Consider the following 24,079-nt stretch of genomic DNA (forward strand, 5'->3'; position numbering starts at 1 on the left):
CGCGGCCGGGAGCGTCAACACGTCAGCGGTGCCGGCGGCCGCCCCGGTCGTGATGGTCTTCGCCGTGCCCGTAGCCGTGTTCGAAGTAGCGCTCGTAGGCGCTCCAGTCGCGTGGGATGTCGTACCGCGGCACGGTGAACTGCGGCTTCGGCTGCTGCCGGGCCTGCTTGGGCGCCTGCTGACCGGCCGTCTTCTTCGTGGTGTTCGCCGGCGCGGGCGCCTTCGGTGCCGCCGGTCGCGGAGCGGCCTGCTTGGTCGCGGCGATCGGCAGGATGCCGCTGAACTGGCCCTGGGGTGGCACGGACTCCACCTGTCCGCCGCCATTGGGGGCGACCGGCTCCTGTGGCGCGGCGTGGCCACCGGCGAGGCTGACCGGCTCCGGCGTGCCGCCGTTGCCGGTGATCCACCCGCCGACGAGCATCGCCCCGGCGAGGGTGAGCCCGGCGCCCGCGGTCGCGAGGATCAACGGGCGGTTCCGCCGTTCCTTTGCGGGCTGTGCATCGGCTGCTTCGGCGACCGGCACGACCAACGGCTCACTCGGCTCGCCCGGTTCCTGGCGGGGGATGCACGCCTCGAACACGATGGTCCCGTCCGCTTCGACGGTTGTCGCGGGCTCCGGAACCGGCAGCGCCGGTGGTGGCGGCGGGGCGACCGGGGTGGTCGCGAGCGCGGCTGGGGTCTTTTCGCCGGACATCGTGCCCGGCGCGGTGGTCCGTCCCGCGCGGCTGCCCTCGTCGGCGCCGCGGAGGGTGGCGCCGACCGTTCCGGCGGAGCCGAACGAGCCGGTGCCGAACACCCGCATGCCGGTGGTGCTCGCAACCGGCGGTCGCTCCAGCCGGCGCGGGGATTTCGAGTCGAGCACCGAGATCGCGGCAGCCATGGTCGGCATGGTCGTCTCGACGGGGGAGGGCGCGGGGACTCGCGTGTGGGCGTGACTCCGGTGAACCGGACGATCACTACGTGCGAGCAGTTCGGCGACGGTCGTCACCCCGCTTCCGGTTCCCAGACTGTGGGCACCCGTTGACACAGGGCTTACCTTCCTCGTTACTTGTCGCTCGATCGCGTGAAAACATCCACCCAGGGGTGACAGGGCACCACAGTCCGGCCGCGCGCGCAAGTCCGGCCCCGCCGCGATCGTTGTGGCAGGGTGGGCGCGTGGGCGCGCGCATTCGATCTCTGCTGACCGACTGGACCGTCCTCGGCCCGTTGGTGGCTGTCGTCGCCTTGCTGCTCAGCTGGAACCGGTCGTTGCCGTTGCTGCTCGTCATCGTGGTCGCGCTGTGCCTGGCGGCGGCGGTCCTGGCGGCGGTGCACCACGCGGAGGTAGTGGCCCACCGGATCGGTGAACCGTTCGGGTCGCTCGTGCTGGCCGTCGCCGTCACGGTGATCGAAGTCGCGTTGATCGTCACCCTGATGGCCGATGGCGGGGCGAAGGGTGCCACCCTGGCGCGGGACACCGTGTTCGCCGCGGTGATGATCACCTGCAACGGCATCCTCGGCTTGTCGCTGCTGGTCGGCGCGCTGCGGCACCGGGTCGCGGTGTTCAACGCCGAAGGCGCCGGGGCCGCGCTGGCAACCGTCGCGACGCTGGCGACGCTGAGCCTGGTCCTGCCGACCTTCACGACCAGCCGTCCCGGCCCGGAGTTCTCGCCCGCGCAGCTGGCCTTCGCCGGTGTGGCCTCGCTCGTGTTGTACGGCCTGTTCGTCGCCATGCAGACCTACCGCCACCGCGACTACTTCCTCCCCGTCAAGCAGGGCGCCGACGAGCACGCCGACCCGCCCGCCCCGGGCGCGGCCTGGTTCAGCCTCGTCTTCCTGCTGATCGCGCTCGTGGCGGTGGTCGGTGACGCCAAGGTCGTGTCCCCGGCGATCGAAAAGGGCGTCGACGACGCTGGCCTGCCGCACGCGGTGGTCGGTGTGGTGATCGCACTGCTCGTCCTGCTGCCGGAAACCCTCGCCGCGGTGCGGGCCGCCGTCCGCGACCGGATCCAGACCAGCCTCAACCTGGCGCTCGGTTCGGCGATGGCCAGCATCGGGCTGACCATCCCGGTGATCGCCCTCGCCTCGATCTGGCTCCCCGGCACGCTGGTGCTCGGGCTCGGCAGCACCCACCTGGTGCTGCTCGCGCTGACCGTGGTGATCGGTGTGCTGACCGTGGTGCCCGGCCGTGCCACACCGCTGCAGGGTGGGGTTCACCTCGCCCTGCTTGCGAGCTTCATCTTCCTGGCCGTTAACCCCTGACGCCGCTTTCGCGGCACTGATGGCCCACCCGTACCCGTCCCGTACCCCGCCGGATAGGTAAAGGTGAGGTGCCGCGGCCGGGAGCGATGTGGGTCGGGGAATGGTGCGCCGGGCAGGCCAGGATGCTGGTGTGAAAAGACTCGTTTTGTCCTTGTTGGTGCCGGTGCTCGCCGCTATGGCGATGATCGTGGGCGGTGGTACCGCGAGCGCCGCGGGCAATCCCTATACCGCGGCCAGTGCGTGCGCTCATGACTTCGGTGGCAGCTGGCACCAGACTAAGACCCGCGGCCACTACGCCATCAAAGACCGCGATAAGCGCCACGTGGGCGACGTCTACCTGATGTACAACTCGGCCACCGGGAACAACTGCGTCGTCACCCTCAAGAGTATCTACGTCGGTAAGCCGACCGGAATCAGTGTCCTGCTCGAGGTCCAAGGTAGAGGGTATAAGTATGACGACAGGAACTACAAGTACTACAACGCGGTGCAGGCCTTCGCGCGGGACCGGTGTGTGAAATATCACGGTGGCATCGCAATGGACGCCGGCTACTGGGCCATTGCCGGCCCCAACACCGAATGGGGCAATTGCCACTGAACGTGGCGCAGCTTGCCCAGGTGTAGCTCGCAGATCACGTAATCTCCCGGATTGATGTGAAACATCTGGCTGCTCCGGGTGCGGTCGTCGCGGCGTGGCTCGGGATCGTGCTCACGAGCGCGGGCACGGCCGCCCGTGCAGGATCCGTACGCCGAGCACCCGACGAAGGCCAAGTCCGATGCGGTGGGCAAGCCGCGGGTCCACGTCGGTGGCGGGGCGGGGCTACGAGTGCGTGTACCACGCACTCGTAGCCCCGCCTCCCAGCAGTGGTGGCTCTACGTCATCGGCTGAGCTCGCCGGTGCGGCTCGGTTCGCGCGAGTGATCCGTCGTGCACGGGTCAGCGCGACCGGAACCGGGCGCGCGCGACCCAGGGCGGCACGAACAGCAGGAACAGCGAGAAGTACCCCACCGCAGGCACCAGCGCCGCCAGCACGAACGCGGCGATCAGGGCGATCACCACGCCGACGGAGTTGAACACCCACTCCGGGGTGATCTCCGCGGTGTCGTACACCAGGTCGGGATTGCGGCGGACCAGCAGGGTCATCGCCGTCACGCACAGCGTGTTGGCGAAAACCGTGCCGATGTAGGACAGCACCGTGAACCGCTCGTTGCCGTAGGCGCCGGTCAGCTCGGTGGGGAACGGCAGCACCGCCACGCTCAGCAACCACGCCAAGTTCAGCCACACGAGTGCCTTGTTGTACGACTTGATGTGCTCGAACAGGTGGTGGTGGCTCATCCACTGCCGGCCGATCACCACGAAGCTGAGCAGGAAGCTGAAGATCTCCCAGCGGTTCTGACTGATCACGTCGGACGCCGGCCGGTGCTGGTCCACCAGCTCCGGCACGGCGTCGACGAGGGGCAGGACCAGCAGGGTCAGCGCGATCGCCACAACGGCGTCGGAGAAGAAGACCAGGCGCTCGGCTGTTTTCGGCCTGGCGCTCATCGTCCCATTAGCAACCGCGGGGTTCCGGGTGTCAACATCTCCGCCCGCCCGTACACGGCGACGGGTGACCCGGCCGGTCAGCCCCAGGTGCGGGTGAGGAAGCTGTCGATCAGGGGGGCGATTTCGGGCAGGTGGTCCTCCAGTGCGAAGTGACCGGTGTCGAACAGGTGGAGTTCGGCATCCGGCAGGTCGGACAGGTAGGCAAGTGCGCCGGGTTCGGGGAAGAACGGGTCCCTGCTGCCCCAGGTGATCAGGGTCGGCGGCCGGTGCTCGCGCAGCCACGCCTGCCAGCCGGGGTAGGCGGCGATGTTGCTCTGGTAGTCGAAGGCCAGTGCTCGCTGCGCGCGCTTGCGGCCGGGCAGGTCCAGGAAGTGCTGGTCGAGCAGCCAGCCCTCGGGGGCGACCAGCTCTGGGTCGGTGGTGCCGCTCTCGTACTGGGCCCGGGTGGCGTCCACGGTGAACAGATCGAGGACGGCCTGCTCGGCGCCGGGGGTGTCGGGGGTGAGGGCGGTGAACTCGCGGGCGGCTTCCGACAGCCCCTCCACGTAGGCGTTGCCGTTCTGCACGATGAGGCCCGCGACCCGCTCCGGGTGACGCAGCGCCAGCCGGAACCCGATGGGGGCGCCGAAGTCGAAGAGGTACATCGCGAAGCGGGTCAGGCCCAGCCGTTCGATGAAGCCCTCGACGACATCCGCGAGCCGGTCGAAGGAGTAGCCGAACCCGCCCGGGGTGCGGGTGTGCCCGAACCCCGGGTAGTCAGGGGCGATGAGCCGGTCACGGCGGCCCAGGGTGTCGATGAGGCGGCGGAACTGGTGCGAGGCGGAGGGGAAGCCGTGCAGGAGCAGCACCACCGGGGCATCCGGACGCTCGGGCTGGGACTCCCGGTAGAAGACCGCCACGTCATCGACCTCGACGAACCGGTGAACGGTCCGGGCCGGCACCGCGAGGTGCGGGGGTGTCGCGAGCGTCATTTCACATGCCTCCAAGACTTGTTGATGCGTTAGTCATAGCCGCGTGGTTGCTAACGTGTCAAGGAAGCGATGTAGCATTAGGACATGGCTGACAGCGCCCCGCTGACCGGCGAGCTCCTGGCCCTGGACCTGGTCAACACCCGCCCGATGGGCGTGGACCTGCTCGCCACGCCGCGGCAGTTGGCCGGCTGGCTGAGCCTGGAGCGGGACCGGCTCGGGGAGGAGGTCCAGAACACCGCCCCGACCCGCGCTGATCTCGCGCGCGTCCACGCCGTCCGAGCCCACACCGAAGCCGTCGTCCGGGCGTTGCTGGACCGGACCGAACCCCCCCGGTCCGCGCTGCGCGGACTCACCGAGGCCCAGCGGGCGGCACCACCCGTCCGCGAGCTCGGCTGGGACGGCGGCGCGGTCACGGTCACCACCCGCCGCACCGGCACCCTCGGCACCCGCCTCGCCGCACTGCTGGCCGACGCCGCTGCCGAGCTGTTCAGCGACCCCGCGATCGGCAGGCTCAAGGAGTGCGAGGCCGACGACTGCGTCATGGTGTTCCTGCCGGCGCACCCCCGTCGCCGCTGGTGCTCGCCCACCCGCTGCGGCAACCGGACCCGTGTCGCCCGCTACTACCGGCGCCACAACGCGGCTGACACGTCCTCTGCCTGATCGAGGCTCCGCTGCCGTCGAGCAGCGAAGGCCCTCGCTCCATGGGAACGGGGCGTTGGATGCGTCAGGTCGGGTCAGACCGGCGGCTGGAGACCGGGCAGCCAGCCGGGCCGCGGCAGGTGGCTGCACGTCGGGCACTTCTGCTCGGCGAGCAGCGTCATCGCCCGGCCGCCCATGATGGCCGTCTTCGGCCGGCTGATCGTGCCGTTCCCCGCGCAGGTCGGGCACTCCGTGTCCACCTGGTCGGCGCCGGTCTCGATCTGCTGCTCGTCGCTCACGCGCGTCACGCCCTCACGTCGGTTCTGTTGCCCGGTCCGCGCAAGTGTGACAGTGGACCTTCTCGGCATCGCGCCGCATCACGTGGCCGCGGCCTCTGCAGGCGGGCATGTGTCCCTCTGTCGTCCGTCGTGGCCGGACATCCGACGGGACGGGTGCCCGCCGCGTGACCGCCGGGGCCGTCCCCTCGGGAGTGCTTCCGAGGGGACGGCCGCCGCACGTCAGCTTGTGGGGCGATCTCGGTGTTGATTAGTAACTGCTTCGGCCAGCCCCGCCAGCGGCACCGGCTGACGGACGGCAGCAATGGCGGTTGTGCGACCTGCGCCGTCAGACGCGGGCCGCCGTGAAGGCAGCGGCGCCCTCGCGCTCGAGCCAGGTGGCGAAGTCCATCAGGCCCGGATGCTCCTTGCGCAGCGCGTCGATGTCGGCGTGCCAGCCGCCGCCGTGGTTGGCGAAGTCGTAGCCGGCCACGGCGTCGGCGTCGCGGCCGACCAGCGCCTCGCGCGGGATGTGCCGGTAGGTGATGGGCTGCCGCAGCGCCCGCTCCATGGCTCGGACGATCTGCGGCATGGTCAGCTCGTCGCCGGCCAGTTCGATCGTCCGGCCGGCGTATTCGGCCGGACGGGTGAAGGCTAGCGTGGCGAATTGGCCGATGTCGGTGGCCGCGATGAGCTGGACCGGCACGTCCGGCAGGAAGACGTCGGCCAGGACGCCGTCGCGCACGCCCATCTGCGGATGAACCTGGTTCTCCATGAACCGGACCGGCCGCAGCGCGGTCAAGGGCAGGCCCAGGTCGCGGGCGTACCGCTCCAGGGTGTTCTTGGTCTGCCAGCGCGTGATGCCGTGCGGGCCGTCGGCCGAGCCGACGGAGGCGTACACGAAGCTGCGGACACCGGCCGCCGCGGCGGCGTCGGCGACGTTGCGGCCGTAACGGAGCTCGTCGTCGAGGGTGAAGCCGGGCGGCGTGCCGGGGTAGCCGAGGGTGGGCTGGACGCTGAAGACGCCGTCGACGCCGCGGGTGGCCGCGTCGAGCGAGGCGCGGTCGCCCATGTCGCCGCGGACCAACTCGGCACCGGCGGCGGCAAGCGCCCGTGCGGCAGGGGTGCCGGGGTCGCGGACGAGGGCGCGGACCCGTTGCCCCGCGGCCAGCAGGCCGCGGGCCGTGGCACTGCCCTGGGCGCCGGTGGCGCCGGTCACGAGAACGGTGGTCATGTTTCCTCCAGGTGGCGGGTGTCGAGAACGGGGTCAGGAATTGAGCAGGTGGTGGGCACGGCCGAAACCCAGGTCGTCGACCAGGCGGCGCTGCCACGGACGCTGGATCACGGCGTGGGTGAGCCGCCGGGTAGCGCGGGGCGCGGCCATGATCTCGGTGGCCAGCTCCCAGGCGCGCGGCAGCAGCCGCTCGTCCGGCACGATCTCGTTGACCAAGCCCAGCTCCAGCGCCTCGGCGGCGCCGACGGCGGCGCCGGTGTAGAGCACCCGCGCGGTCCGCTTGAGGCCGAGCAGCTCCTGGTAGACCAGGTGCTGGCCATCGCCGGGCACGGCGCCGGAGCGGAAGTGGGTGTCGTCGAAGACAGTGCCGGGGGTGCACAGCGTCAGGTCGCAGGCAAGGGCCAGCTCCTGGTGGTAGCCAGGCCCGTTGAGCGCGCCGATCGTGGGCACGTCCACGGCGAAGACGAGGCTACGGAGCAGCGCGATGCCGTCGCGGTAGAGGTCGTAGCGGTCCTCGCCCCGCAGTGCCGGCGGCCGGTCGCGCAGGGCGGGGTCGAGCCCGCCTGTCCACGCGTCGCCGCTGCCGGTGAGGATCAGCACCTCGTTGTCCGGGTCACCGCCTGCTTCCCGCAGCACTTCACCCCAGGCGTGGTGCAGGGCGAGTGACATGACGGCCGGGCCGCCGCCGGTGTGCACGCGCAGGAGGAGCACTCCGTCGCGGCGCTCCATCACGAAGTGCTCTGCGTACCGGTCGGCGTACTCCGGTCGCTGGGAGCTCATGGTGCCTCCTAAACGGGGACTCTCCCCGGTTCTGTCGGGTACGATACGGGGATAGTCCCCGTTTATGCAACTCTGGAGGCGACGATGCGGGCCGACGCCCGGCGCAACTACGACCGGCTGGTGGCCTGTGCCCGGGCCGCCTTCGGCGAGCTGGGGGCCGATGCGCCGCTGGACGACATCGCACAGCGGGCGGGAGTCGGCAACGCCACGCTCTACCGGCACTTCCCCACCCGGCAGGCGCTGCTGGAGGCGGTCTTCCGCGACCACATCGACGCCCTGTGCCGGCGGGCCGGAGACCTGATGTCCGCGCCGTCGCCGGGCGCGGCGCTGAAAGAGTGGCTGGGCGCAGTGATCGCGCAGGGCAGCACGGAGCGCGGGCTGGCCGCATCGCTGCTGGCAGCGCTCGACGAGGACGGCTCGTCGTGCCGCGCGGAGGTGTTCGGGGCCGCGCGAGCACTGCTGGCGCGGGCGCAGGAAGGGGGCGACGTCCGGACGGGCGTAGGGGTCGAGCAGCTGTTCAAGCTGGTGAACGCCATCGCGCTGGTCACCGAGACGGAGCCGGACGCGGCGAGGCAGGCGGCCGCCCTGCTCGACCTGATCTTCGACGGGCTGGCTCCGCGTCCGTGAGCGACGGGAGCCAGACCGTTTGAGGAGCGGGCGAGTCCGGCCGGGTTAGCGGCAAGGCGGACGGGGGCGAGAATCTCGCAGCCGGTGCGCAGCACCGCCTCCAACCGGCCGCCACCGCATGCCTCCGCTGGGCTGCGGGCAAAGGCGCTGAGGCCAGCGGCCGCGGAAGGGCCGCCTTGAACAAGTGAGGAAACTCTGAACACGCACGCCACAGCCGGGGCGAAGAGCAGGCGGCTACTGGATGAGGCGTTGGGTGTAGCCCTTGCTGACGAGCCGCTCGTATGCGTGCGCGACTTCCTGGGGGATCTCCTGCGGGATCGCGTCTCCGGTGTCGGCGTAGATGGTGGGTCGCTGGGTGTCGCCGACGAGCATGGTCACGACTCGGTCCGGGTCGCCGGTGGTCTGGAGGTAGTCGCCGAACTCCTGCCAGATCGCGGAGCACAGGAACGTGACTCCGGGCCAGCGCCGGGCGGCAGTGGCGTAGGCGCGGCGTTGTTGGTAGGGGCGGCACACGATCAGCGCGGACTGGACCTGGATGCCCTTGGCGGCGAGCAGTTCGCGGGTGAGATCGGTGTTTTCCCCGGTGTGCCGGGCCTTCGGCTCAACGAGGATGGCGGAGTCTGGAACGCCGTGTTCGAGGGCGATTTCCCGGTAGTGGATGGCTTCGCCGCGGGGAAACCTGTCCACTGTGGTGGGGGCATTGGCGCCGGTGAAGACGAGCCACGGGAACAGGCCGCGGTGGTAGAGCTCGGCAGCGTAGACCGGGACAGTCCCATCGTGGCTGCCAAGGTCAATCGCCACGTCCACGGGGCGCAGCTCGTCGTCCAGGCGGTGGAAGCGCCACGCTGTCCCCTAGGCAGAGCACATCCACCACGCCGTCCGACTCTCGGAGAATGGTCTCGGTGCTGGACGGCGACTTCCCGGCTTCAGCTCAAGGGCACTCGCTGAAGCCTCGATGGCGTCCGCCAGCACCACTCCGAGATCTGCGTCCGGCCGCTCGTTCAAGCACGCGACGAGTTCCCGCCCCAGGCGATCGGCATAGGTCGACGCTGGGACCGGCACCGGCACGAACGCTGACGCGCCGTCGAGCACGATGACGGCGTTCGAGGTGGTGAAGATCTTGTCGTCGCTGTCCTCGATGGGCGGGAGCTGGGCCGTGGCTACTCGCATCACTCACCAGATGTACGGACCGGCGGCAAGTTCGCTGCCGGTGATGGTCAGTCCTTCGTATGTCGCGCACTACCAGGGAACAACTCTTGTCCCCCACCTGCCCGAACACCTCGGCGAGGTGCGCTGTCAGGTAGTGCGTGGCTCCCAGGGAACCGATCCCATAGATGCCCGCGATGTGGACGATCACACGGCCTCCCTCGCTGTGAATGGCGGCTCGCCCGACCGCAGAGCAACCCAAAAGCGAGGGTTAAGCATGGGGAGGAACAGCACGAAACCCCTGGCCAACGGATCTACCAGGGGTTTTGTGCCCCCGGCAGGATTCGAACCTGCGACACCCGCTTTAGGAGAGCGGTGCTCTATCCCCTGAGCTACGAGGGCTGGCCGTCCCAGACTAGCGGGTCCGGCCCTCGTGGATGAGCGTGACCTCGGCCTCGCTCCGGCGCCGGTCCACGAGGTGGTCGGGAATCCTACGAAAGGTGCGAGCAACCTGGGTGAACAGTGTGTCGACGCCGGACGCTACCAGTGGGTAACCTTCCGTGATCGGGATGCGGAGACCCCGCTCCACCGAGTGTCCGGAGGGCATAGTTGATCAAGCTCATGTTCGCCGACGACGAGGAGCTCGTGCGGGCCAGCCTGCGCGGCATGATGTCCGGCGCGCCGGACATCGAGGTGGTCGGTGAGGCGAATGACGGGCGGACCGCCGTGGAGACCGCGCGGCGGCTGCACCCGGACGTCGTCCTCCTCGACATCAAGATGCGCGCCCCGGACGACGGTATCCGCGCGCTCCGCGCAATCCTCGACCTGCCCGGCCCGCCGGCCGCGGCCATGCTGACCACCTTCGATGTCGACGAGTACGTCAGCCTGGCCCTCCGGCTCGGCGCCAACGGCTTCCTGCTCAAGGATATCGAGCCCGCCGCGCTGCTCCGGGCCGTCCGGGATCTCGCGCGGGGCGGCGCGGTCCTCGATCCGGGTGTCGCGGCGCGGATGGTGCGCGCCCACCGCGAAGGCCAGCGTGCGGCCCAGCCGGCGCGCAAGTTGCTCGCCTCGCTGTCCGACCGCGAGCGGGAGGTCGTCGGGCTCGTCGGGCAGGGTCTGTCGAACGCCGAGATCGGCGGGAAACTGCACCTGTCCGAAGCCACGGTCAAGGGGTACGTGTCCGCGGTCCTGACCAAGATCGGCGCCGCCAACCGGGTCCAGGCCGCCCTGCTCGCCTACCGCGGCGGCCTGCTGGACCCGTGACTTCTTAGGCGGGTCTCAGCACCGTCGGCAACACTGTCTACATGCGCATTCTCGTAGTCGACGACGACCGGGCGGTCCGGGAGTCCCTGCGGCGGTCGCTGGAGTTCAACGGCTACCAGGTGGAGCTCGCCGGCGACGGCGCACAGGCCCTCGAACGCGTCGTCGCCGACCGGCCGGACGCCATGATCCTGGACGTCATGATGCCCCGGCTCGACGGGCTGGAGGTGGCGCGCCGGCTGCGCAGCACCGGCGACGACCTGCCGATCCTCGTGCTCACCGCCCGGGACACCGTCTCCGACCGCGTCTCCGGGCTCGACGCCGGTGCCGACGACTACCTGCCGAAGCCGTTCGCGCTGGAGGAGCTCCTCGCCCGCCTCCGCGCGCTGCTGCGCCGCGCCTCCCGCGAGGCGCAGACGCCGCCGGACGCGGAGAAGCTGACCTTCGCCGACCTGATGCTCGACCCGGGCACCCGCGAGGTCAGGCGCGGTGACCGCGACATCAGCCTCACCCGCACCGAGTTCGCGCTGCTCGAGCTGTTCATGTCCTATCCGAAGCACGTGCTCACGCGCGGCCGCATCCTCGAGGAGGTGTGGGGCTACGACTTCCCGACCTCGGGCAACGCGCTCGAGGTGTACGTCGGCTACCTGCGCCGCAAGACCGAGGCCGGCGGTGAGCCGCGGCTGATCCACACCGTCCGCGGCGTCGGGTACGTCCTCCGGGAAACGCCGCCGTGAGCCAGACCATGACCGAGCCGGTGCCCGTGATCCGAGTCGACGAGGGCGGAGGTCCAGCCCCGCGGCGGATGTCGCTGCGGGCGCGCGTCACCCTGCTGGCCGCCGCGTGTGTCGCGGGCGTGCTGGCGCTGGTCTCATTGGGCGCCTACATCACCGTCTACAACAACCTGTACCAGCAGGTCGACGACGAGCTGGTCCAGCAGGCGAACAGCGTGATCAACGACCCGCAGGTCGTGCAGACCGGCGGCCTGCGCATCCCCACCTACATCACGCGCCTGGTCGACGTGCGGTTCGACCTGATCGTGGCCGACGGCTCGTCCGCGTTCGAGTCGCAGCCGTCGGTGCGACCGCCGATCGGCTTGGACGAGCGCCAGGTCGCCAGCGGCGAGCGGTCGTCGTCGATCCGGACCGACCGGAACACCGACTCGCGCGTGCTCGCCGTGCCCTACCGCTACCAGCCGGGCGTGGCGCTGGTGCTGTCGCAGCCGCTCGACGCGACCAAACAGACGCTGCGCGAACTGGCTGTCGTGCTAGCGCTGATCGGCGGCGGCGGGATCCTGGTCGCCGCGCTCGCCGGAACGGCCGTTGCCCGCACCGGGCTGCGGCCCGTCGAACGGCTGACGTCGGCCACCGAGCACATCGCCCGGACCGGTGATCTGCGGCCGATCCCGATCAGCGGGGACGACGAGCTGGCCCGGCTCACGCACAGCTTCAACACGATGCTCGGCGCCGTTGCCGATTCGCAGGAACGCCAGCGGCAGCTCGTCGCCGACGCCGGTCACGAGCTGCGCACCCCGTTGACCTCCTTGCGCACCAACCTGGAGCTGCTGCTGTCGGCCAGCCGCTCGGGCGCGCCGTCGCTGTCGGAGCAGGACCGTGCCGACATCGAGACCGACATCAAGGCCCAGCTGGACGAGCTGACCCAGCTCATCGGGGACCTGGTGGAGCTGGCCCGGCAGGACGAGCCGCGCACCGGGTTCGAGCGCGTCGAACTGGTCGAGGTCGTCGAGCGCGCACTGGACCGGGCGCGCCGCCGCGCCGGGGAGATCGAGTTCGACGTCCAGCTCCAGCCGTGGGTCGTCGTCGGCGACGCCGGTGCGCTGGAGCGCGCGGTGCTGAACCTGCTGGACAACGCGGTCAAGTTCTCGCCGCCCGAGTCGCGGGTCCGGATCTCGATGCACCCGGTGGGCGACGGGACCGCCGTCATCGAGGTCGCCGACTCCGGCCCGGGCATCGCGGACGAGGACCTGCCCCGGGTGTTCGACCGGTTCTACCGTTCGTCCGAGGCGCGCACGCTGCCCGGGTCCGGGCTCGGACTGGCGATCGTCAAGCAGGCCGCCGAACGGCACGGCGGCACCGTGCACGCCGGCCGGGCCCCCGAGGGCGGCGCGCTGATGGCCCTGCGCCTGCCCGGCACCCCGGGCTGACAACCAACCATCGCCCCACCTCCCGGGTGTTGATTCGTGTAGGATTTTGTGTAGTTGTTGGGCGGATGGGAGCGATGGTGCTGGCGCGGCAGCGGCAGGCGGTGATCCTCGAGGAAGCGCGGCGGGCCGGGGCGGTCCGCGTGAGCGATCTGGTGAACAAGCTCGGCGTGTCCGACATGACCATCCGCCGCGATCTGGACGTGCTCGCGAGCCGGGGCCTGGTGGAAAAGGTCTACGGCGGTGCCACCGCGGTGGTCGGCCCGAGCACCGAAGAACCCGGTTTCGAGGCCAAGTCCGCGCGGCAGCGGGCGCAGAAGGAGGCCATCGCGGCCGCCGCGGCCGGACTGGTCCAGCCCGGCACCGCGATCGGCCTGTCCGCCGGCACCACGACGTGGACGCTGGCCCGCGCGCTCGACGGGATCCCCGGTCTGACGATCGTGACCAACTCGATCCAGACCGCCGACGTGCTGCGCGCGTCGCCGGCGCCCGATCGCACCGTCGTCCTCACCGGCGGGATCCGCACGCCGTCCGACGCGCTGGTCGGGCCGGTCGCCGTGCACAGCCTGCGCCGCCTGCACCTGGACCAGGTGTTCCTCGGCGTGCACGGCATGGCCGAGGGACCCGGCTTCACCACGCCGAACCTGAACGAGAGCGAGACCGACCGCGCGCTGGTGGAAGCCGGCCGGCGGCTCGTCGTCCTCGCCGACAGCTCCAAATGGGGAGTCGTCGGCATTTCCACCATCGCCGAACTGGACGAGGCCCACGTCGTGGTGAGCGACGACGGTCTTCCGGATGCGGCGTGTGACGTCTTGGCCGAGCACGTGGGCGACCTGCGGATCGTCCCCGTCAACGAGGACACGGAGGAAGAGTGAGGCGGACGCTGCGCCACCTTGCCGACGGCAGGGAGATCATCTACTTCGACGAGGGCGCGGACGCCCCGCCCCGCACCGCGGAGGACACCCGCGACCTGCCCGCGGTGGCCGCCAGCTCCGAGATCCGCCTCGACCCGCTGACCGGTGAGTGGGTCGCGATGGCCGCGCACCGGCAGACCCGCACGTACAAGCCGCCGGCCGACCTGTGCCCGCTGTGCCCGAGCAAACCGGGCAAGCCGAGCGAGATCCCCGAGCCGGACTACGACGTGGTGGTGTTCGAGAACCGCTTCCCGTCCTTCGAGGAGGGGGCGAGCGGTGAGCGGTCCACTCTCGACGGTCTGGGACTCGTGCCGACCGCGCCCGGCAAGGGGCGCTGTGAGGTGGTCTGCTTCACCAGTGACCACAATGGATCGTTCGCCGGACTGAGCCCGGAGCGGGTCCGCACGGTGCTGGACGCGTGGGCCGACCGCACCGCGGCGCTGTCCGCGATCGACGGGCTGGAGCAGGTCTTCCCGTTCGAGAACCGCGGGGAAGAGATCGGCGTGACGCTGCACCACCCGCACGGCCAGATCTACGGCTACCCGTTCGTCACCCCGAAGACGCGGCGGATGCTCGACGTCGCCCGTGCGTACCAGGAGGAGCACGGCCGCCCGGTTCTCGGTGACGTCCTCGCCGCCGAGCGCAAGGTGGGCACGCGCGTGATCGCGGAGGGGCAGCACTGGACGGCGTTCGTCCCGCCCGCCGCGCGGTGGCCGGTGCACGTGCTGGTCGTGCCGCACCGCCAGGTCCCGGACATCCCCGCGCTCACCGACGCCGAGCGCGACGACTTCGCCGAGGTCTACCTGGACGTGCTCCGCCGCTGTGACGGGCTCTACGACCGCCCGCTGCCCTACATCGCCGCCTGGCACCAGGCGCCGGTCCGGATCGACCGCGAGCTGGGCTGGCTGCACCTGGAGCTGTTCTCGATCCTGCGCGCTCCGGACAAGCTGAAGTACCTGGCCGGCTCCGAATCGGGCGAGGCGGTGTGGATCAACGACGCCACGCCGGAGCAGATCGCGGACCGTCTCCGGGCGGGGGCCTGAGCCCGGCGGCATACTCATGCGTGACCCTCAGGCTGGCCTCAGCCAGCTCTCAGGACCGACACGCATGGTAGGGACATGACCGAGAACGACCCCAGCGCACCGCACGACGGCGGTGCCCCGCGGGACTCCGGTGCGCAGCAGCCGCCGGAGGACGCGAAGACACCCGCACGCGGAACGCCGCTCGGCTCGGGACCGCAGCAGCAGCCGAGCCCGTGGTCGGCGCAGGGAGCCGCGCCGGGGACCGGGCCACAGCAGCCCGGTGGGTACCCGTGGACGCCTCCTGGCGCGCAGCAGTCGCACTCGCCGTATGCGACCGCGACCATGCCGCCGCCGGCCGTGCCGCACCAACGGCGTGGCTCGGGCAAGCTCGTGGCCGGAGTCGCGGTGCTCGCGCTGATCGTCGGCGGCGGAGCGGGTGCCGCCGGGGGGTACCTGACCGCGCAGAACAGCGGGAGCGCCGGCACGGCCTACAACGCGCTCAACCAGCCGGTTCCGGCGCAGCAGACGACGACGGCCCAGCCCGGTTCCGTCGAGGCCGTGGCGCAGAAGCTGTCGCCGAGCGTGGTGGAGTTGCAGGTGGCCGGGCGCAGCGGGCAGGGCGAGGGGTCCGGCTTCGTGCTCTCCACCGACGGCTACATCCTGACGAACAACCACGTCGTCGAGGTCGCCGCGAACGGCGGGCAGATCCAGGCGGTGTTCCAGGACGGCAGCAAGACGCCCGCGTCGGTCGTGGGACGCGACCCGACGACCGACATCGCCGTGGTGAAGGTCAACGGCGCGAAGAACCTGACGCCGGTGGCGCTCGGCAATTCCGATGACCTGAACGTGGGGCAGTCGGTGGTGGCGATCGGGTCGCCGTTCGAGCTGGCCGGGACGGTCACCTCGGGCATCGTCAGCGCACTGCACCGCCCGGTGCGGGCAGGCGGCAGCGAGGGCGATCAGACGACGGTGATGAGCGCGATCCAGACCGACGCCGCGATCAACCCGGGCAACTCCGGTGGTCCGCTGGCGAACCTGGCGGGCCAGGTGATCGGCATCAACTCGGCGATCTACAGCCCGCAGTCGAGCGGAATGGGCCAGACGGAGGCGACCAACGCCGGTATCGGCTTCGCGATCCCGATCAATCAGGCGCGGCGCACGGCGCAGGAGATCATCGACACCGGTAAGGCGACGCAGACGTTCATCGGCGCCAACGTGAGCGACGCACCCCAGGGCGGAGCTTTGATCGCCGGCGTGCAGTCCGGCAGCCCGGCCGAGCAGGCCGGCCTGAAGCAGGGCGACGTGGTGACGAAGATCGACAACACGGTCATCAACGACGCGGACGGCCTCATCGCGGCCGTGCGGACCCGCGCTCCGGGCGACAAGGTGAACTTCACCCTGAGCGACGGGCGCACCGTGCAGGTCACGCTGGGCGGCCAGCCGGTGCCGACGAACTGAGGCTCGCGCGGGCCGGCTGCTCGGGGCGGCCGGCCCGGCAGGTCCGCCGGGATCGATGGCTCGGCTGGACGGATGGCCGGCCCGGGAGCGGTGAGGTCCTTGCCTGGTTGCTGTCGGGGCGGGTCAGGCGGGGTGATCCAGTCGTGACGTGGCCCGGGGCGGGCTGGACGGGCGGCTGTGGGGTTGGTTGCGCGCGGCCCGATGCGGCTCCGGGCGCGGTGCCCTAGTTGTCCTGCGGCCCGGGGCGGGGTGGTTCGGTTGACTCGTGAGCGGGGCGCGTCCGCGGAGGTGCAGGTGGGTCCCGGGGGTTGAACGAGGTGGCCGGTGGGACGAGCTCGGGGCTGGGTCGGGTGGCGTGCCTGCTGGATCGGCGGGGTGACGGCCGGGGGAGAGAGCCGCCGGCGCGTGTGGTCGGCCGGAGGTTCGGATGCCAGGTATGGGGTTTTGCGGCTGGTCGCACGGGGTGGCCGGCCTGGGGTCTGGCCACGGGGGTGGCCGGCGGGGGCGAGGAGACGCTCGGCCGCTCGGGGCGGCCGAGACCAACCTGACGGCTCGCTCGGGGGCGAGCCGCTTGCCGAGCCGCGTGCGACTGGGTCAACCGGTCGCGCGCGGCTTCCCATCTGCCGGGAAGCTCGTCCACTTCGGACGGCCACTCGGGTGTAGTGGTGACGTGCTCGCCCGCGTGCGGCGTGAACGGGATACCGTGTGCCCCATGGAACGCAGTGCACAGCGGCTGGGCCGCGCGCTCGTGGTGATCGTGGACGACCGCGCGGCGCACGGCGAGCATGAGGACACCTCCGGCCCCTTGGTTCAGGAGCTGCTGGAGGAAGCCGGCTTCATCGTCGACGGCGTGGTGCTCGTGCACGCCGACACGGTGGCGATCCGCAACGCGCTCAACACCGCCGTCATCGGTGGTGTGGACCTCGTCATCACCGTCGGCGGCACCGGGGTGTCGCCACGCGACGTCACCCCCGACGCGACGCTCGGCGTGCTCGACCGGCCCATCCCGGGCATCGGCGAGGCCCTGCGCTCCTCCGGGCTCGCCGCCGGCGCGATCGACGCCGGCATCTCCCGGGGCCTGGTGGGCGTCTCGGGCAGCACGCTCGTGGTCAACCTCGCCGGCTCGCGCGCTGCCGTGCGGGACGGCATGGCGACGCTGTCGTCGCTCGTGCCCTACGTGATCGACCAGCTCTCCGGCCTCGACGAGTCCTGATGGCCGGGCAGGACCGGGAGCGCAAGCCTCCCCGCGATCGCGACCGGCGCAAGCTGGACGAGATCTTCGGGGAGGTCCTCCCGGACACCACGTCCGACGAGCGCGAACCGGAACGCCCGGCCGGGAACGACGACACCTGGTACCGGGAGAACCGGCCGCCCCACCACGGCGGCTAGCGGGCTCGCCGGGCACGAGGCCGCGGTCTCGACCCCGGCCGAACCCGCCCGGCGGCAGCCGCGGGTGCCGGCCCGCGCGTGTCCTGACCCGCCGGCCCTGCCGGTGCACGACCGCGGGTGCCAGGCCGCCGCCCGTGACCGGACCTGCCCCCGCCCACCAGGCGGGTACGACGGCAACGGACCGTGCTGACGGCACCTGTTTCGCGAACCGGGCGCCCGGAGCAGGTGCGACCTCAGTCCTGGGTGGCGGTGTGGGTGGTGACGTGCCCGTCGGAGCTGTTCTGCTGCCGCAGCAGGTCGCGGATCTCCTTCAGCAGCTCGACGTCCGTCGGCTCGGCGGGGCCTGCCTCCTGGCCGCGCTTGCGGCGCTCCTGGATCTTCTTCATCGGCAGGACCAGCAGGAAGTAGACCACGGCCGCGACGATCACGAAGTTGATGACCGCGTTGATCACGCCCCCGAAGTCGAGGAACGTCGAGTCGTTGCCGCCCAGGACGTTGAACCCCAGCCCCTTGGCGGCCTCGGTACCGCCGATGGCGTTGATCAACGGCTTGATCAGCCCGTTCGTGAAAGCCGTCACGACCGCCGTGAACGCCGTTCCGATGACGACCGCGACCGCCAGTTCGACGACGTTGCCGCGCATCAGGAAGTCTTTGAAACCCTTCAGCATGTGCACCCCTCTTTCCGGAAACGGCTAACGGAGGGTAACCGCTACCGGGTTTCGCAGTGACAGCGCCGCCACCTCCCGAGCTGTCTCCTCGGGCAAGGACAGGACGACCAGCGGTCCGTCCCGCGCGCCGGCGAGGCGCCCGGCCGCGGCCGGTGGGGGCCGCACGGTGAGCACGGTGGCCATGCTGGCGAGGACTTTCCTGACTTGCGCGGACTCGTCGACGGTGACCACGTCGACCCGCATCCCGGGCATCAGCAGCTTGGCCACGCCGGTGTCGGCGAGCCGCACGGGCACCGCAGCCAGCGCAAGATCACCCGTGAAGGGGACGGGTGCGGACGGCGGTGGCGGCGCGGCCCGCGGCTCGGCCGCGCCGGGACGCGCGGCCAGGACGGCCGCCGTGATCAGCAGACCTGCGGCGACCAGCTTCCGCAGCCGGTGCCAGCGGCGTCCGCCCAGACGCAGCCGGAGCCGGTTCGCATGGGCACGCGGATCGAAGCGCATGGCGAAGCACCCCCAGTTGTCGGCGTCGGCGGCGGTGTGCCACCGACGACAGCGACGCTAGGGGTGCTGACACCCGGCGGAAAAGACGCGGATCTGGCAGCTGTGGATAACTGGGTGCTTGTGGATAACCCGGCGGTCAGGAAGCCGCCGCGGCCGCGGTTGTCGTACCGCTCGACGAGGATGAGGACGTGGAGCTGCTCTTGCTTTCGCCGGACGTGCTCGACGAGCTGGACGAGGAGGTGGACTTCGACGATGACGATGACGACGACGAAGACGACGACCGCGAGTCGGTCCGGTAGAAGCCGGAGCCCTTGAAGATCACGCCGACCGCTCCGTAGAGCTTGCGCAGGGGGCCGGTGCACTCCGGGCACTCGGTCAGGCTGGCATCGGAGAACGACTGCACGGCCTCGAAACGGTGGCCGCACTCCTTGCAGGCGTACTGGTACGTGGGCACAGGTGCTCCTTCGCGCATTGGCACTCGATCCGCAAGAGTGCTAACACAATTGTGTCGGACACCATTCCCTCAGCGCAAACAAGGGTTCGTCACAGGAAGCGGGACGTACCCGCGGCCGGGGGTGAGCGCGCCGGTCATGAGCACGTCGTGCTGCTCGGCGGGCAGGCGTTCCACCAGCTCGGCGTCCCGGACGACGGCCACCAGGGCGGCACCCGGCGCGGCGTGGGCGAGGGACCGGTCGTAGTGACCGGCGCCGCGGCCCAGGCGCACCCCGCGGTGGTCGACGGCCAGGGCCGGAACCAGCACCAGCCCGGCCCCGGCCAGCGCGGCCGGGCCCAGCCGTGGTCCGGTCGGCTCCAGGATCTGCCGGAACCGGCCCGGGGACAGGCTCGCGGTGCCGGTGTAGTCCGCCCAGTCCAGCGGGCCGGGCGCCGCGGGAATCACCGGGAGCAGCACCCGTGCGCCGCGCTCGCGGAGCAGGTCGAGCAGGCTTAAGGAGCCGGGTTCGGTGCCGAACGGGACGTACCCGCACACGGTGCCGGGCAGTGACATCGCCGACAGGGCGCGGCCCAGCGCGGCGGCCTCGGCGACCCGTTGCTGCACGGAGGCGGCGGCACGCGCGGCGGACAGCTTGGCGCGCCACTCGGCCTTCGTCACTTCGTCGTTGCGCTGCGCACCCATGTACGCAGGTTAGGCTTGGCGCCTATGACGGGCGCCTTCGACAACCACTCGTTCCGAACCGCTATCGTCCCGGCCGCCGGCCTGGGGACGCGGTTCCTGCCGACCACCAAAGCGGTTCCCAAGGAGCTGCTGCCGGTGGTGGACACGCCGGGCATCGAGCTCGTCGCGAGCGAAGCCGCGCAGGCCGGAGCGAAACGCCTGGTGATCGTCACCTCCCCGGGCAAGGAGTCGGTGGTCAGCTACTTCCGGCCCGCCCCGGAGCTGGAGGCGAACCTCGAGCGCAAGGGCAAGTCCGCGCTGCTGGAGAAGGTCCGCCGCGGACCGGAGCTGATCGACGTCGAGGTCGCCATCCAGGAGGAGGCGCTGGGCCTCGGGCACGCGGTCGCGCAGGCCGAGCCGAACCTGACCGATGAGGACGAGGCCGTCGCGGTGCTGCTGCCCGACGACCTGGTGCTGCCCGCCGGGGTGCTTTCGAGGATGGCGGAGGTGCGCGCCGAGCACGGCGGCAGCGTGTTGTGCGCGTTCGACATCCCCAAGGAGCAGATCTCGCCCTACGGCGTGTTCGACGTCACCGGCACGGCGGACGAGGACGTCAAGCGCGTGCACGGCATGGTCGAGAAGCCGGCACCGGAGGAGGCGCCGTCCACCTACGCCGCGGCCGGCCGCTACCTCCTCGACCGGGCGATCTTCGACGCCCTGCGTCGCATCAAGCCCGGCGCGGGTGGTGAACTGCAGCTCACCGACGCCGTCGCGCTGCTGATCGAGGAGGGCCACCCCGTGCACATCGTCGTCCACCGCGGCGGCCGGCACGATCTGGGCAACCCGGGCGGCTTCCTCAAGGCGGCCGTGGACTTCGCCCTCGACGACCCGGACTACGGGCCGGAACTGCGCAACTGGCTGACCGAACGACTCGGGACAGATCGCTGATGACCGACCCCACCCCGGAGACCGACCAGGCCGAGCAGGACCTCCGCTTGGTCGACGAGCAGGTCGCCCGCGTCCTGCAGGCCGCGGTGCGGCCGCGGCCCGTCCGGGTCGCGATCTCCGAAGCGCAGGGCCTGCTCTGCGCGGAGGAGGTCGTGGCCGAGCACGCGCTGCCCGGTTTCGACCAGGCAGCCGTCGACGGGTACGCGGTGCGCAGCGTCGACGTCCGCGTCGAGGGCGACGAGCCGGTGCAGCTTCCGGTGGTGGGGGAGATTCCGGCGGGCTCACGACAGCCCCGACGGCTACAGCCCGGGCAGGCGGTCCGGGTCGCCACCGGCGCACCGCTGCCGACCCTGGCCGATGCCGTCGTGCCCACCGCGTTCACCGACGGCCACCCGGCCAAGGTGACCGTGCACCGGTCGGTGCCGTCCGCGGCCTACGTGCGGCGCACCGGTGAGGACGTGCAGATCGGCGACGTCGCCGTCCGCCAGGGCGACACCATCGGCGCGGCGCAGGTGGGGCTGCTCGCTGCGGTCGGCCGCGCCAAGGTGCTGGTCTACCCGCGGCCGCGGGTGTCGATCGTGTCGGTGGGCGACGAGCTGGTCGACGTGGACCGCACCCCGTCGACCGGCCAGGTCTACGACGTGAACTCCTACGCCCTCGCCGCGGCGGCGCGCGACGCCGGTGCCGAGGTCAGCCGGGTCGGGATCGTGCCGAGCGATCCGTGGCGGCTGCGCGAGGTGGTCGAGGGCAGGCTGCTGATGTCCGAGGTCGTGGTGGTTGCGGGCGGCGCCGGTGGCACCGCGGGTGACGAGGTGCAGGCCGCCCTGTCCGACCTCGGCGAGATCGACATGACGCGGGTGGCGATGCACCCCGGGTCCGCGCAGGGTTTCGGGCGGCTCGGACCGGACTCGGTGCCGACGTTCCTCATCCCGGCCAACCCGATGAGCGCCCTGGTCGTGTTCGAGGTGCTGATCCGGCCGCTGATCCGGGCCGCGCGCGGCACCCGCAACCCGCATCGCCGCACGGTCAGCGCGCGGCTGCTGTCGCCGGTCTCGTCGACGAAGGGGCGTCGCGGCTACCTGCGCGGGCAGCTGCTGCGGGACGAGAGCACCGGTGAGTACCTGGTCCAGCCGCTCGGCACGTCCGGCGCGCACCTGCTCGCGTCCCTGGCCGAGGCGAACTGCCTGGTCAACGTGGACGAGGACCTCACCGAGGTGCCCGCCGGCGAGCAGGTCAAGGTGACCTTCCTGGCCCAGCGGGGTTAGAACTGTCCGGTGCAGCCAGCAGCGTATGACCTGGAGTCCCGGCACCCCGGGTGGCCGGCCCGGCTCGGCCCGCTCCGCGTGGCGGCCGGCGAGGTCGCGGTGCGGCCGATCCGCCTGCGCGACGCCGGCGACTGGAGCCGCATCCGGCTCCGCGACCAGGAGCACCTCGAGCCGTGGGAGCCGACGGGGCCGGGGCCGTGGCGCGATCGCAACAGCTACTGGTCGTGGCCCCCGCAGTGGACGGCGCTGCGCTCGCTCGCCCGGCGCGGCCAGTGCCTGCCGTACACGATCACCGTCGACGGCGCGTTCGCCGGGCAGATCACGATCGGCAACGTGATCCGGGCCTCACTGCGGTCCGCGTGGGTGGGGTACTGGGTGTCCTCGTCCGTGGTCAAGGGCGGGGTGGCCACCGCCGCCGTGGCGCTGGTCGTCGATCACGCGTTCACCTCCGCCGGGCTGCACCGGATCGAGGCGACCGTCCGGCCGGAGAACACGCCGAGCATCAAGGTGCTGACCAAGGCCGGGTTCCGGCAGGAGGGCCTGTTCCGCCGGTATCTGGATGTGGCCGGTGACTGGAGGGACCACTACTGCTACGCGATGACCGTGGAGGAGAGCGGCCCGGGGCTGGTTGCGCGCCTCGTCGCCGCCGGGCGCGCCGACTACCGGTAACCCGGTTCGTTAGCCGGCTGTGGCAAGGTTCACCGGATCAAGTGACCCTTTTTCTGTTCCCGGGCGGCGTGGCACCGTCCCTTCTGTTACTCCTGTGACTAGCGTGACGACATGTAGCAGTGAACGGGGGAGGTGAGAGGGGATTGCCCAGCTCGCTGATCATCGTCGCCTTGGCCGCGGCCTGGCTCGTCGTGCTCGTGCCCATGGTCGCGCGCAAGCGCCAGGCGGTCACGCAGACGGCCGATGCCGAACTGGCCGCCCGCGTGGTCCGCAGCGGCGGCGGCGCCGACGATGCGGAGGAGGAGTTCGCGATGTCCGAGACCACCCAGCAGGTCGCCGAGGCCGACGACGAGGTCGACTACGACGACGTCGAAGAGTACGACGAGGACCCGGTACGCGGCTACGAACAGCCGTCCGAGCGTCGTTACCGGCCCGGGCGTGGTGGCTTCGACCCGGAGGCCGCCGAGATCGCCGCGCGCGCCAAGTACGCGTTCCGCCAGCGGGTCGTCCTCTGCCTGTTCCTGCTCGCGGTCGTCACCGCCGCGGGCGCCGGCTTCCTGACCTCGTCGCTGTGGTGGCTGCACGGGGTTGTGGACCTCGGGCTGGTCGGCTACCTCGCCTACCTGCGCCGCCAGGTCCGCATCGAAGCCGAGATCCGCCAGCGGCGCATGGCCCGGCTCGGTGCCCGCACCGCGGCCCGCCCCGCCCGCCGCGAGCGGCCGGTCGAGGACTTCGAGGTCGTCGAGCCCGCGCGCGAGGTGCCGGGTGTCGAGCGTCGGCCGTCACCGGCCTCCCGCCTGCGTGGGCGCGCGGTGGTCGTCGACGTCGAGGACGAGGACCCGGCGTTCCACGACCTGGACGACCCCGACCAGCTCCCGTTCCGGCGCGCGGTCGGCGAGTAGCCCCCCCTCGCTGATCACCTCCGCCGGGTTGCTATGCTTCTGGAGCTTCCTTCGGGAAGTCCAGTAAGGGGCTGTAGCGCAGTTGGTAGCGCGTCTCGTTCGCATCGAGAAGGTCAGGGGTTCGATTCCCCTCAGCTCCACCGCAGGTCAAGGGCCGTCCGCCGTAGAGCGGACGGCCCTTTTCGTTGCCCTGATAGCAGCAAAGTACAGCAGTGGCGCTACTCGTCCAGGCTCTCGCCCAGCCGCTTGAGCGCGTCCCGCGTCTTCGTTGAGGAAGCCTGCGAGTAGATCTCCACGGTCATCGAGCGACCAGAACGCAACCACGGCTCGTCGCGTAGCGAAGCTGTCCCTGACCA

Annotated in this window: 28 protein-coding genes and 2 tRNA genes; 17 read left to right on the plus strand and 13 right to left on the minus strand. The window is 71.2% G+C overall.

Annotation, left to right across the window (positions count from 1 at the left end; all coding sequences use genetic code 11):
* Positions 1–22 precede the first annotated feature (22 nt).
* The gene (locus FHX46_RS04735; protein WP_167110989.1) at positions 23–880 is read right to left on the minus strand and encodes a hypothetical protein; all 858 of its coding nucleotides are present in this window, start codon (positions 878–880) and stop codon (positions 23–25) included.
* Between the two features lie 275 nt (positions 881–1,155).
* Between FHX46_RS04735 and FHX46_RS04740 the strand changes: the two genes are divergently transcribed.
* Entirely contained in the window at positions 1,156–2,241 is a 1,086-nt protein-coding gene (locus tag FHX46_RS04740; RefSeq protein WP_167110991.1) for a calcium:proton antiporter, read from the plus strand.
* A 130-nt stretch (positions 2,242–2,371) separates the two neighbouring features.
* A complete protein-coding gene (locus tag FHX46_RS04745; protein ID WP_167110993.1) occupies positions 2,372–2,836 on the plus strand; it encodes a hypothetical protein in 465 nt (154 codons plus the stop codon).
* Between the two features lie 338 nt (positions 2,837–3,174).
* On the opposite strand, the gene FHX46_RS04750 is transcribed toward FHX46_RS04745, so the two are convergent.
* A complete protein-coding gene (locus FHX46_RS04750) occupies positions 3,175–3,780 on the minus strand; it encodes a TMEM175 family protein (RefSeq protein WP_167110995.1) in 606 nt (201 codons plus the stop codon).
* 77 nt (positions 3,781–3,857) lie between these two features.
* A complete protein-coding gene (locus tag FHX46_RS04755) occupies positions 3,858–4,751 on the minus strand; it encodes an alpha/beta fold hydrolase (RefSeq protein WP_167110997.1) in 894 nt (297 codons plus the stop codon).
* Positions 4,752–4,835: 84 nt separating this feature from the next.
* Between FHX46_RS04755 and FHX46_RS04760 the strand changes: the two genes are divergently transcribed.
* Entirely contained in the window at positions 4,836–5,411 is a 576-nt protein-coding gene (locus FHX46_RS04760) for a CGNR zinc finger domain-containing protein (RefSeq protein WP_167110999.1), read from the plus strand.
* 74 nt (positions 5,412–5,485) lie between these two features.
* Here FHX46_RS04760 and FHX46_RS04765 read toward each other — a convergent pair whose 3' ends face one another.
* The 3 genes from FHX46_RS04765 to FHX46_RS04775 all read right to left on the minus strand — a co-directional run bounded on the left by FHX46_RS04765 (position 5,486) and on the right by FHX46_RS04775 (position 7,679).
* Entirely contained in the window at positions 5,486–5,698 is a 213-nt protein-coding gene (locus FHX46_RS04765) for a hypothetical protein (protein WP_167111000.1), read from the minus strand.
* Between the two features lie 316 nt (positions 5,699–6,014).
* The gene (locus tag FHX46_RS04770; RefSeq protein ID WP_167111002.1) at positions 6,015–6,899 is read right to left on the minus strand and encodes an NmrA/HSCARG family protein; all 885 of its coding nucleotides are present in this window, start codon (positions 6,897–6,899) and stop codon (positions 6,015–6,017) included.
* A 33-nt stretch (positions 6,900–6,932) separates the two neighbouring features.
* The gene (locus FHX46_RS04775; RefSeq protein WP_167111004.1) at positions 6,933–7,679 is read right to left on the minus strand and encodes an enoyl-CoA hydratase/isomerase family protein; all 747 of its coding nucleotides are present in this window, start codon (positions 7,677–7,679) and stop codon (positions 6,933–6,935) included.
* Positions 7,680–7,763: 84 nt separating this feature from the next.
* Here FHX46_RS04775 and FHX46_RS04780 point away from each other — a divergent pair, with 84 nt between their 5' ends.
* Positions 7,764–8,306: a TetR/AcrR family transcriptional regulator gene (locus FHX46_RS04780; protein ID WP_167111006.1), complete on the plus strand. Its 543-nt coding sequence runs from the start codon at positions 7,764–7,766 to the stop codon at positions 8,304–8,306.
* A 234-nt stretch (positions 8,307–8,540) separates the two neighbouring features.
* Here FHX46_RS04780 and FHX46_RS04785 read toward each other — a convergent pair whose 3' ends face one another.
* From FHX46_RS04785 to FHX46_RS04795, 3 genes are all read right to left on the minus strand, one after another.
* Positions 8,541–9,113: a YdcF family protein gene (locus FHX46_RS04785; RefSeq protein WP_313886023.1), complete on the minus strand. Its 573-nt coding sequence runs from the start codon at positions 9,111–9,113 to the stop codon at positions 8,541–8,543.
* A 45-nt stretch (positions 9,114–9,158) separates the two neighbouring features.
* Positions 9,159–9,479, minus strand: coding sequence for a hypothetical protein (locus tag FHX46_RS04790; protein ID WP_167111008.1), 321 nt, complete (start codon positions 9,477–9,479; stop codon positions 9,159–9,161).
* A 302-nt stretch (positions 9,480–9,781) separates the two neighbouring features.
* Positions 9,782–9,854: transfer RNA gene (locus FHX46_RS04795), tRNA-Arg, on the minus strand.
* 207 nt (positions 9,855–10,061) lie between these two features.
* Here FHX46_RS04795 and FHX46_RS04800 point away from each other — a divergent pair.
* From FHX46_RS04800 to FHX46_RS04835, 8 genes are all read left to right on the plus strand, one after another.
* Entirely contained in the window at positions 10,062–10,715 is a 654-nt protein-coding gene (locus tag FHX46_RS04800; RefSeq protein WP_167111010.1) for a response regulator, read from the plus strand.
* A gap of 41 nt (positions 10,716–10,756) precedes the next feature.
* The gene (locus tag FHX46_RS04805) at positions 10,757–11,449 is read left to right on the plus strand and encodes a response regulator transcription factor (protein ID WP_167111012.1); all 693 of its coding nucleotides are present in this window, start codon (positions 10,757–10,759) and stop codon (positions 11,447–11,449) included.
* An 8-nt stretch (positions 11,450–11,457) separates the two neighbouring features.
* Positions 11,458–12,876, plus strand: a complete 1,419-nt coding sequence (locus FHX46_RS04810; RefSeq protein WP_167121125.1) for a sensor histidine kinase — start codon at positions 11,458–11,460, stop codon at positions 12,874–12,876.
* A gap of 74 nt (positions 12,877–12,950) precedes the next feature.
* On the plus strand, positions 12,951–13,748 hold the full coding sequence (locus FHX46_RS04815) for a DeoR/GlpR family DNA-binding transcription regulator (protein ID WP_167121127.1): 798 nt from the start codon (positions 12,951–12,953) through the stop codon (positions 13,746–13,748).
* The gene (gene galT, locus FHX46_RS04820) at positions 13,745–14,830 is read left to right on the plus strand and encodes a galactose-1-phosphate uridylyltransferase (protein ID WP_167111014.1); all 1,086 of its coding nucleotides are present in this window, start codon (positions 13,745–13,747) and stop codon (positions 14,828–14,830) included. Before FHX46_RS04815 ends, galT begins: the two co-directional genes overlap by 4 nt.
* 75 nt (positions 14,831–14,905) lie before the next feature.
* Entirely contained in the window at positions 14,906–16,267 is a 1,362-nt protein-coding gene (locus tag FHX46_RS04825; RefSeq protein ID WP_167111016.1) for a trypsin-like peptidase domain-containing protein, read from the plus strand.
* Between the two features lie 712 nt (positions 16,268–16,979).
* A complete protein-coding gene (locus FHX46_RS04830; protein WP_167104119.1) occupies positions 16,980–17,480 on the plus strand; it encodes a MogA/MoaB family molybdenum cofactor biosynthesis protein in 501 nt (166 codons plus the stop codon).
* Complete coding sequence (locus FHX46_RS04835) at positions 17,480–17,656, plus strand: hypothetical protein (protein WP_167111018.1); 177 nt, start codon at positions 17,480–17,482, stop codon at positions 17,654–17,656. The genes FHX46_RS04830 and FHX46_RS04835 overlap by 1 nt, the downstream gene beginning before the upstream one ends.
* Positions 17,657–17,889: 233 nt before the next feature.
* Here the strand turns inward: FHX46_RS04835 and mscL are convergent, their stop codons facing one another.
* From mscL to FHX46_RS04855, 4 genes are all read right to left on the minus strand, one after another.
* A complete protein-coding gene (mscL, locus tag FHX46_RS04840; protein WP_167111020.1) occupies positions 17,890–18,324 on the minus strand; it encodes a large-conductance mechanosensitive channel protein MscL in 435 nt (144 codons plus the stop codon).
* Between the two features lie 24 nt (positions 18,325–18,348).
* The gene (locus FHX46_RS04845) at positions 18,349–18,825 is read right to left on the minus strand and encodes a hypothetical protein (protein WP_167111022.1); all 477 of its coding nucleotides are present in this window, start codon (positions 18,823–18,825) and stop codon (positions 18,349–18,351) included.
* A 136-nt stretch (positions 18,826–18,961) separates the two neighbouring features.
* Positions 18,962–19,279 (minus strand): FmdB family zinc ribbon protein, encoded by a 318-nt coding sequence (locus FHX46_RS04850; RefSeq protein WP_313886024.1) that lies wholly within the window; start codon positions 19,277–19,279, stop codon positions 18,962–18,964.
* Between the two features lie 69 nt (positions 19,280–19,348).
* The gene (locus FHX46_RS04855) at positions 19,349–19,960 is read right to left on the minus strand and encodes a 5-formyltetrahydrofolate cyclo-ligase (RefSeq protein WP_167111026.1); all 612 of its coding nucleotides are present in this window, start codon (positions 19,958–19,960) and stop codon (positions 19,349–19,351) included.
* Between the two features lie 24 nt (positions 19,961–19,984).
* On the opposite strand from FHX46_RS04855, the gene FHX46_RS04860 reads away from it, so the two are divergent.
* The 5 genes from FHX46_RS04860 to FHX46_RS04880 all read left to right on the plus strand — a co-directional run bounded on the left by FHX46_RS04860 (position 19,985) and on the right by FHX46_RS04880 (position 23,863).
* Positions 19,985–20,887, plus strand: a complete 903-nt coding sequence (locus FHX46_RS04860; protein WP_167111028.1) for a UTP--glucose-1-phosphate uridylyltransferase — start codon at positions 19,985–19,987, stop codon at positions 20,885–20,887.
* Positions 20,887–22,152, plus strand: a complete 1,266-nt coding sequence (glp, locus tag FHX46_RS04865) for a molybdotransferase-like divisome protein Glp (protein ID WP_167111030.1) — start codon at positions 20,887–20,889, stop codon at positions 22,150–22,152. The genes FHX46_RS04860 and glp overlap by 1 nt, the downstream gene beginning before the upstream one ends.
* A gap of 9 nt (positions 22,153–22,161) precedes the next feature.
* Positions 22,162–22,821, plus strand: coding sequence for a GNAT family N-acetyltransferase (locus tag FHX46_RS04870; RefSeq protein ID WP_313886025.1), 660 nt, complete (start codon positions 22,162–22,164; stop codon positions 22,819–22,821).
* A gap of 143 nt (positions 22,822–22,964) precedes the next feature.
* Positions 22,965–23,723 carry a divisome protein SepX/GlpR gene (sepX, locus tag FHX46_RS04875; protein WP_167111032.1) on the plus strand — a complete coding sequence of 253 codons (759 nt, stop codon included), beginning with the start codon at positions 22,965–22,967 and terminating at the stop codon, positions 23,721–23,723.
* Between the two features lie 67 nt (positions 23,724–23,790).
* A tRNA-Ala gene (locus FHX46_RS04880) sits at positions 23,791–23,863 on the plus strand.
* The last annotated feature ends 216 nt before the right edge of the window (positions 23,864–24,079 follow it).

Source organism: Amycolatopsis viridis, assembly GCF_011758765.1.
Lineage (GTDB): Bacteria > Actinomycetota > Actinomycetes > Mycobacteriales > Pseudonocardiaceae > Amycolatopsis_E > Amycolatopsis_E viridis.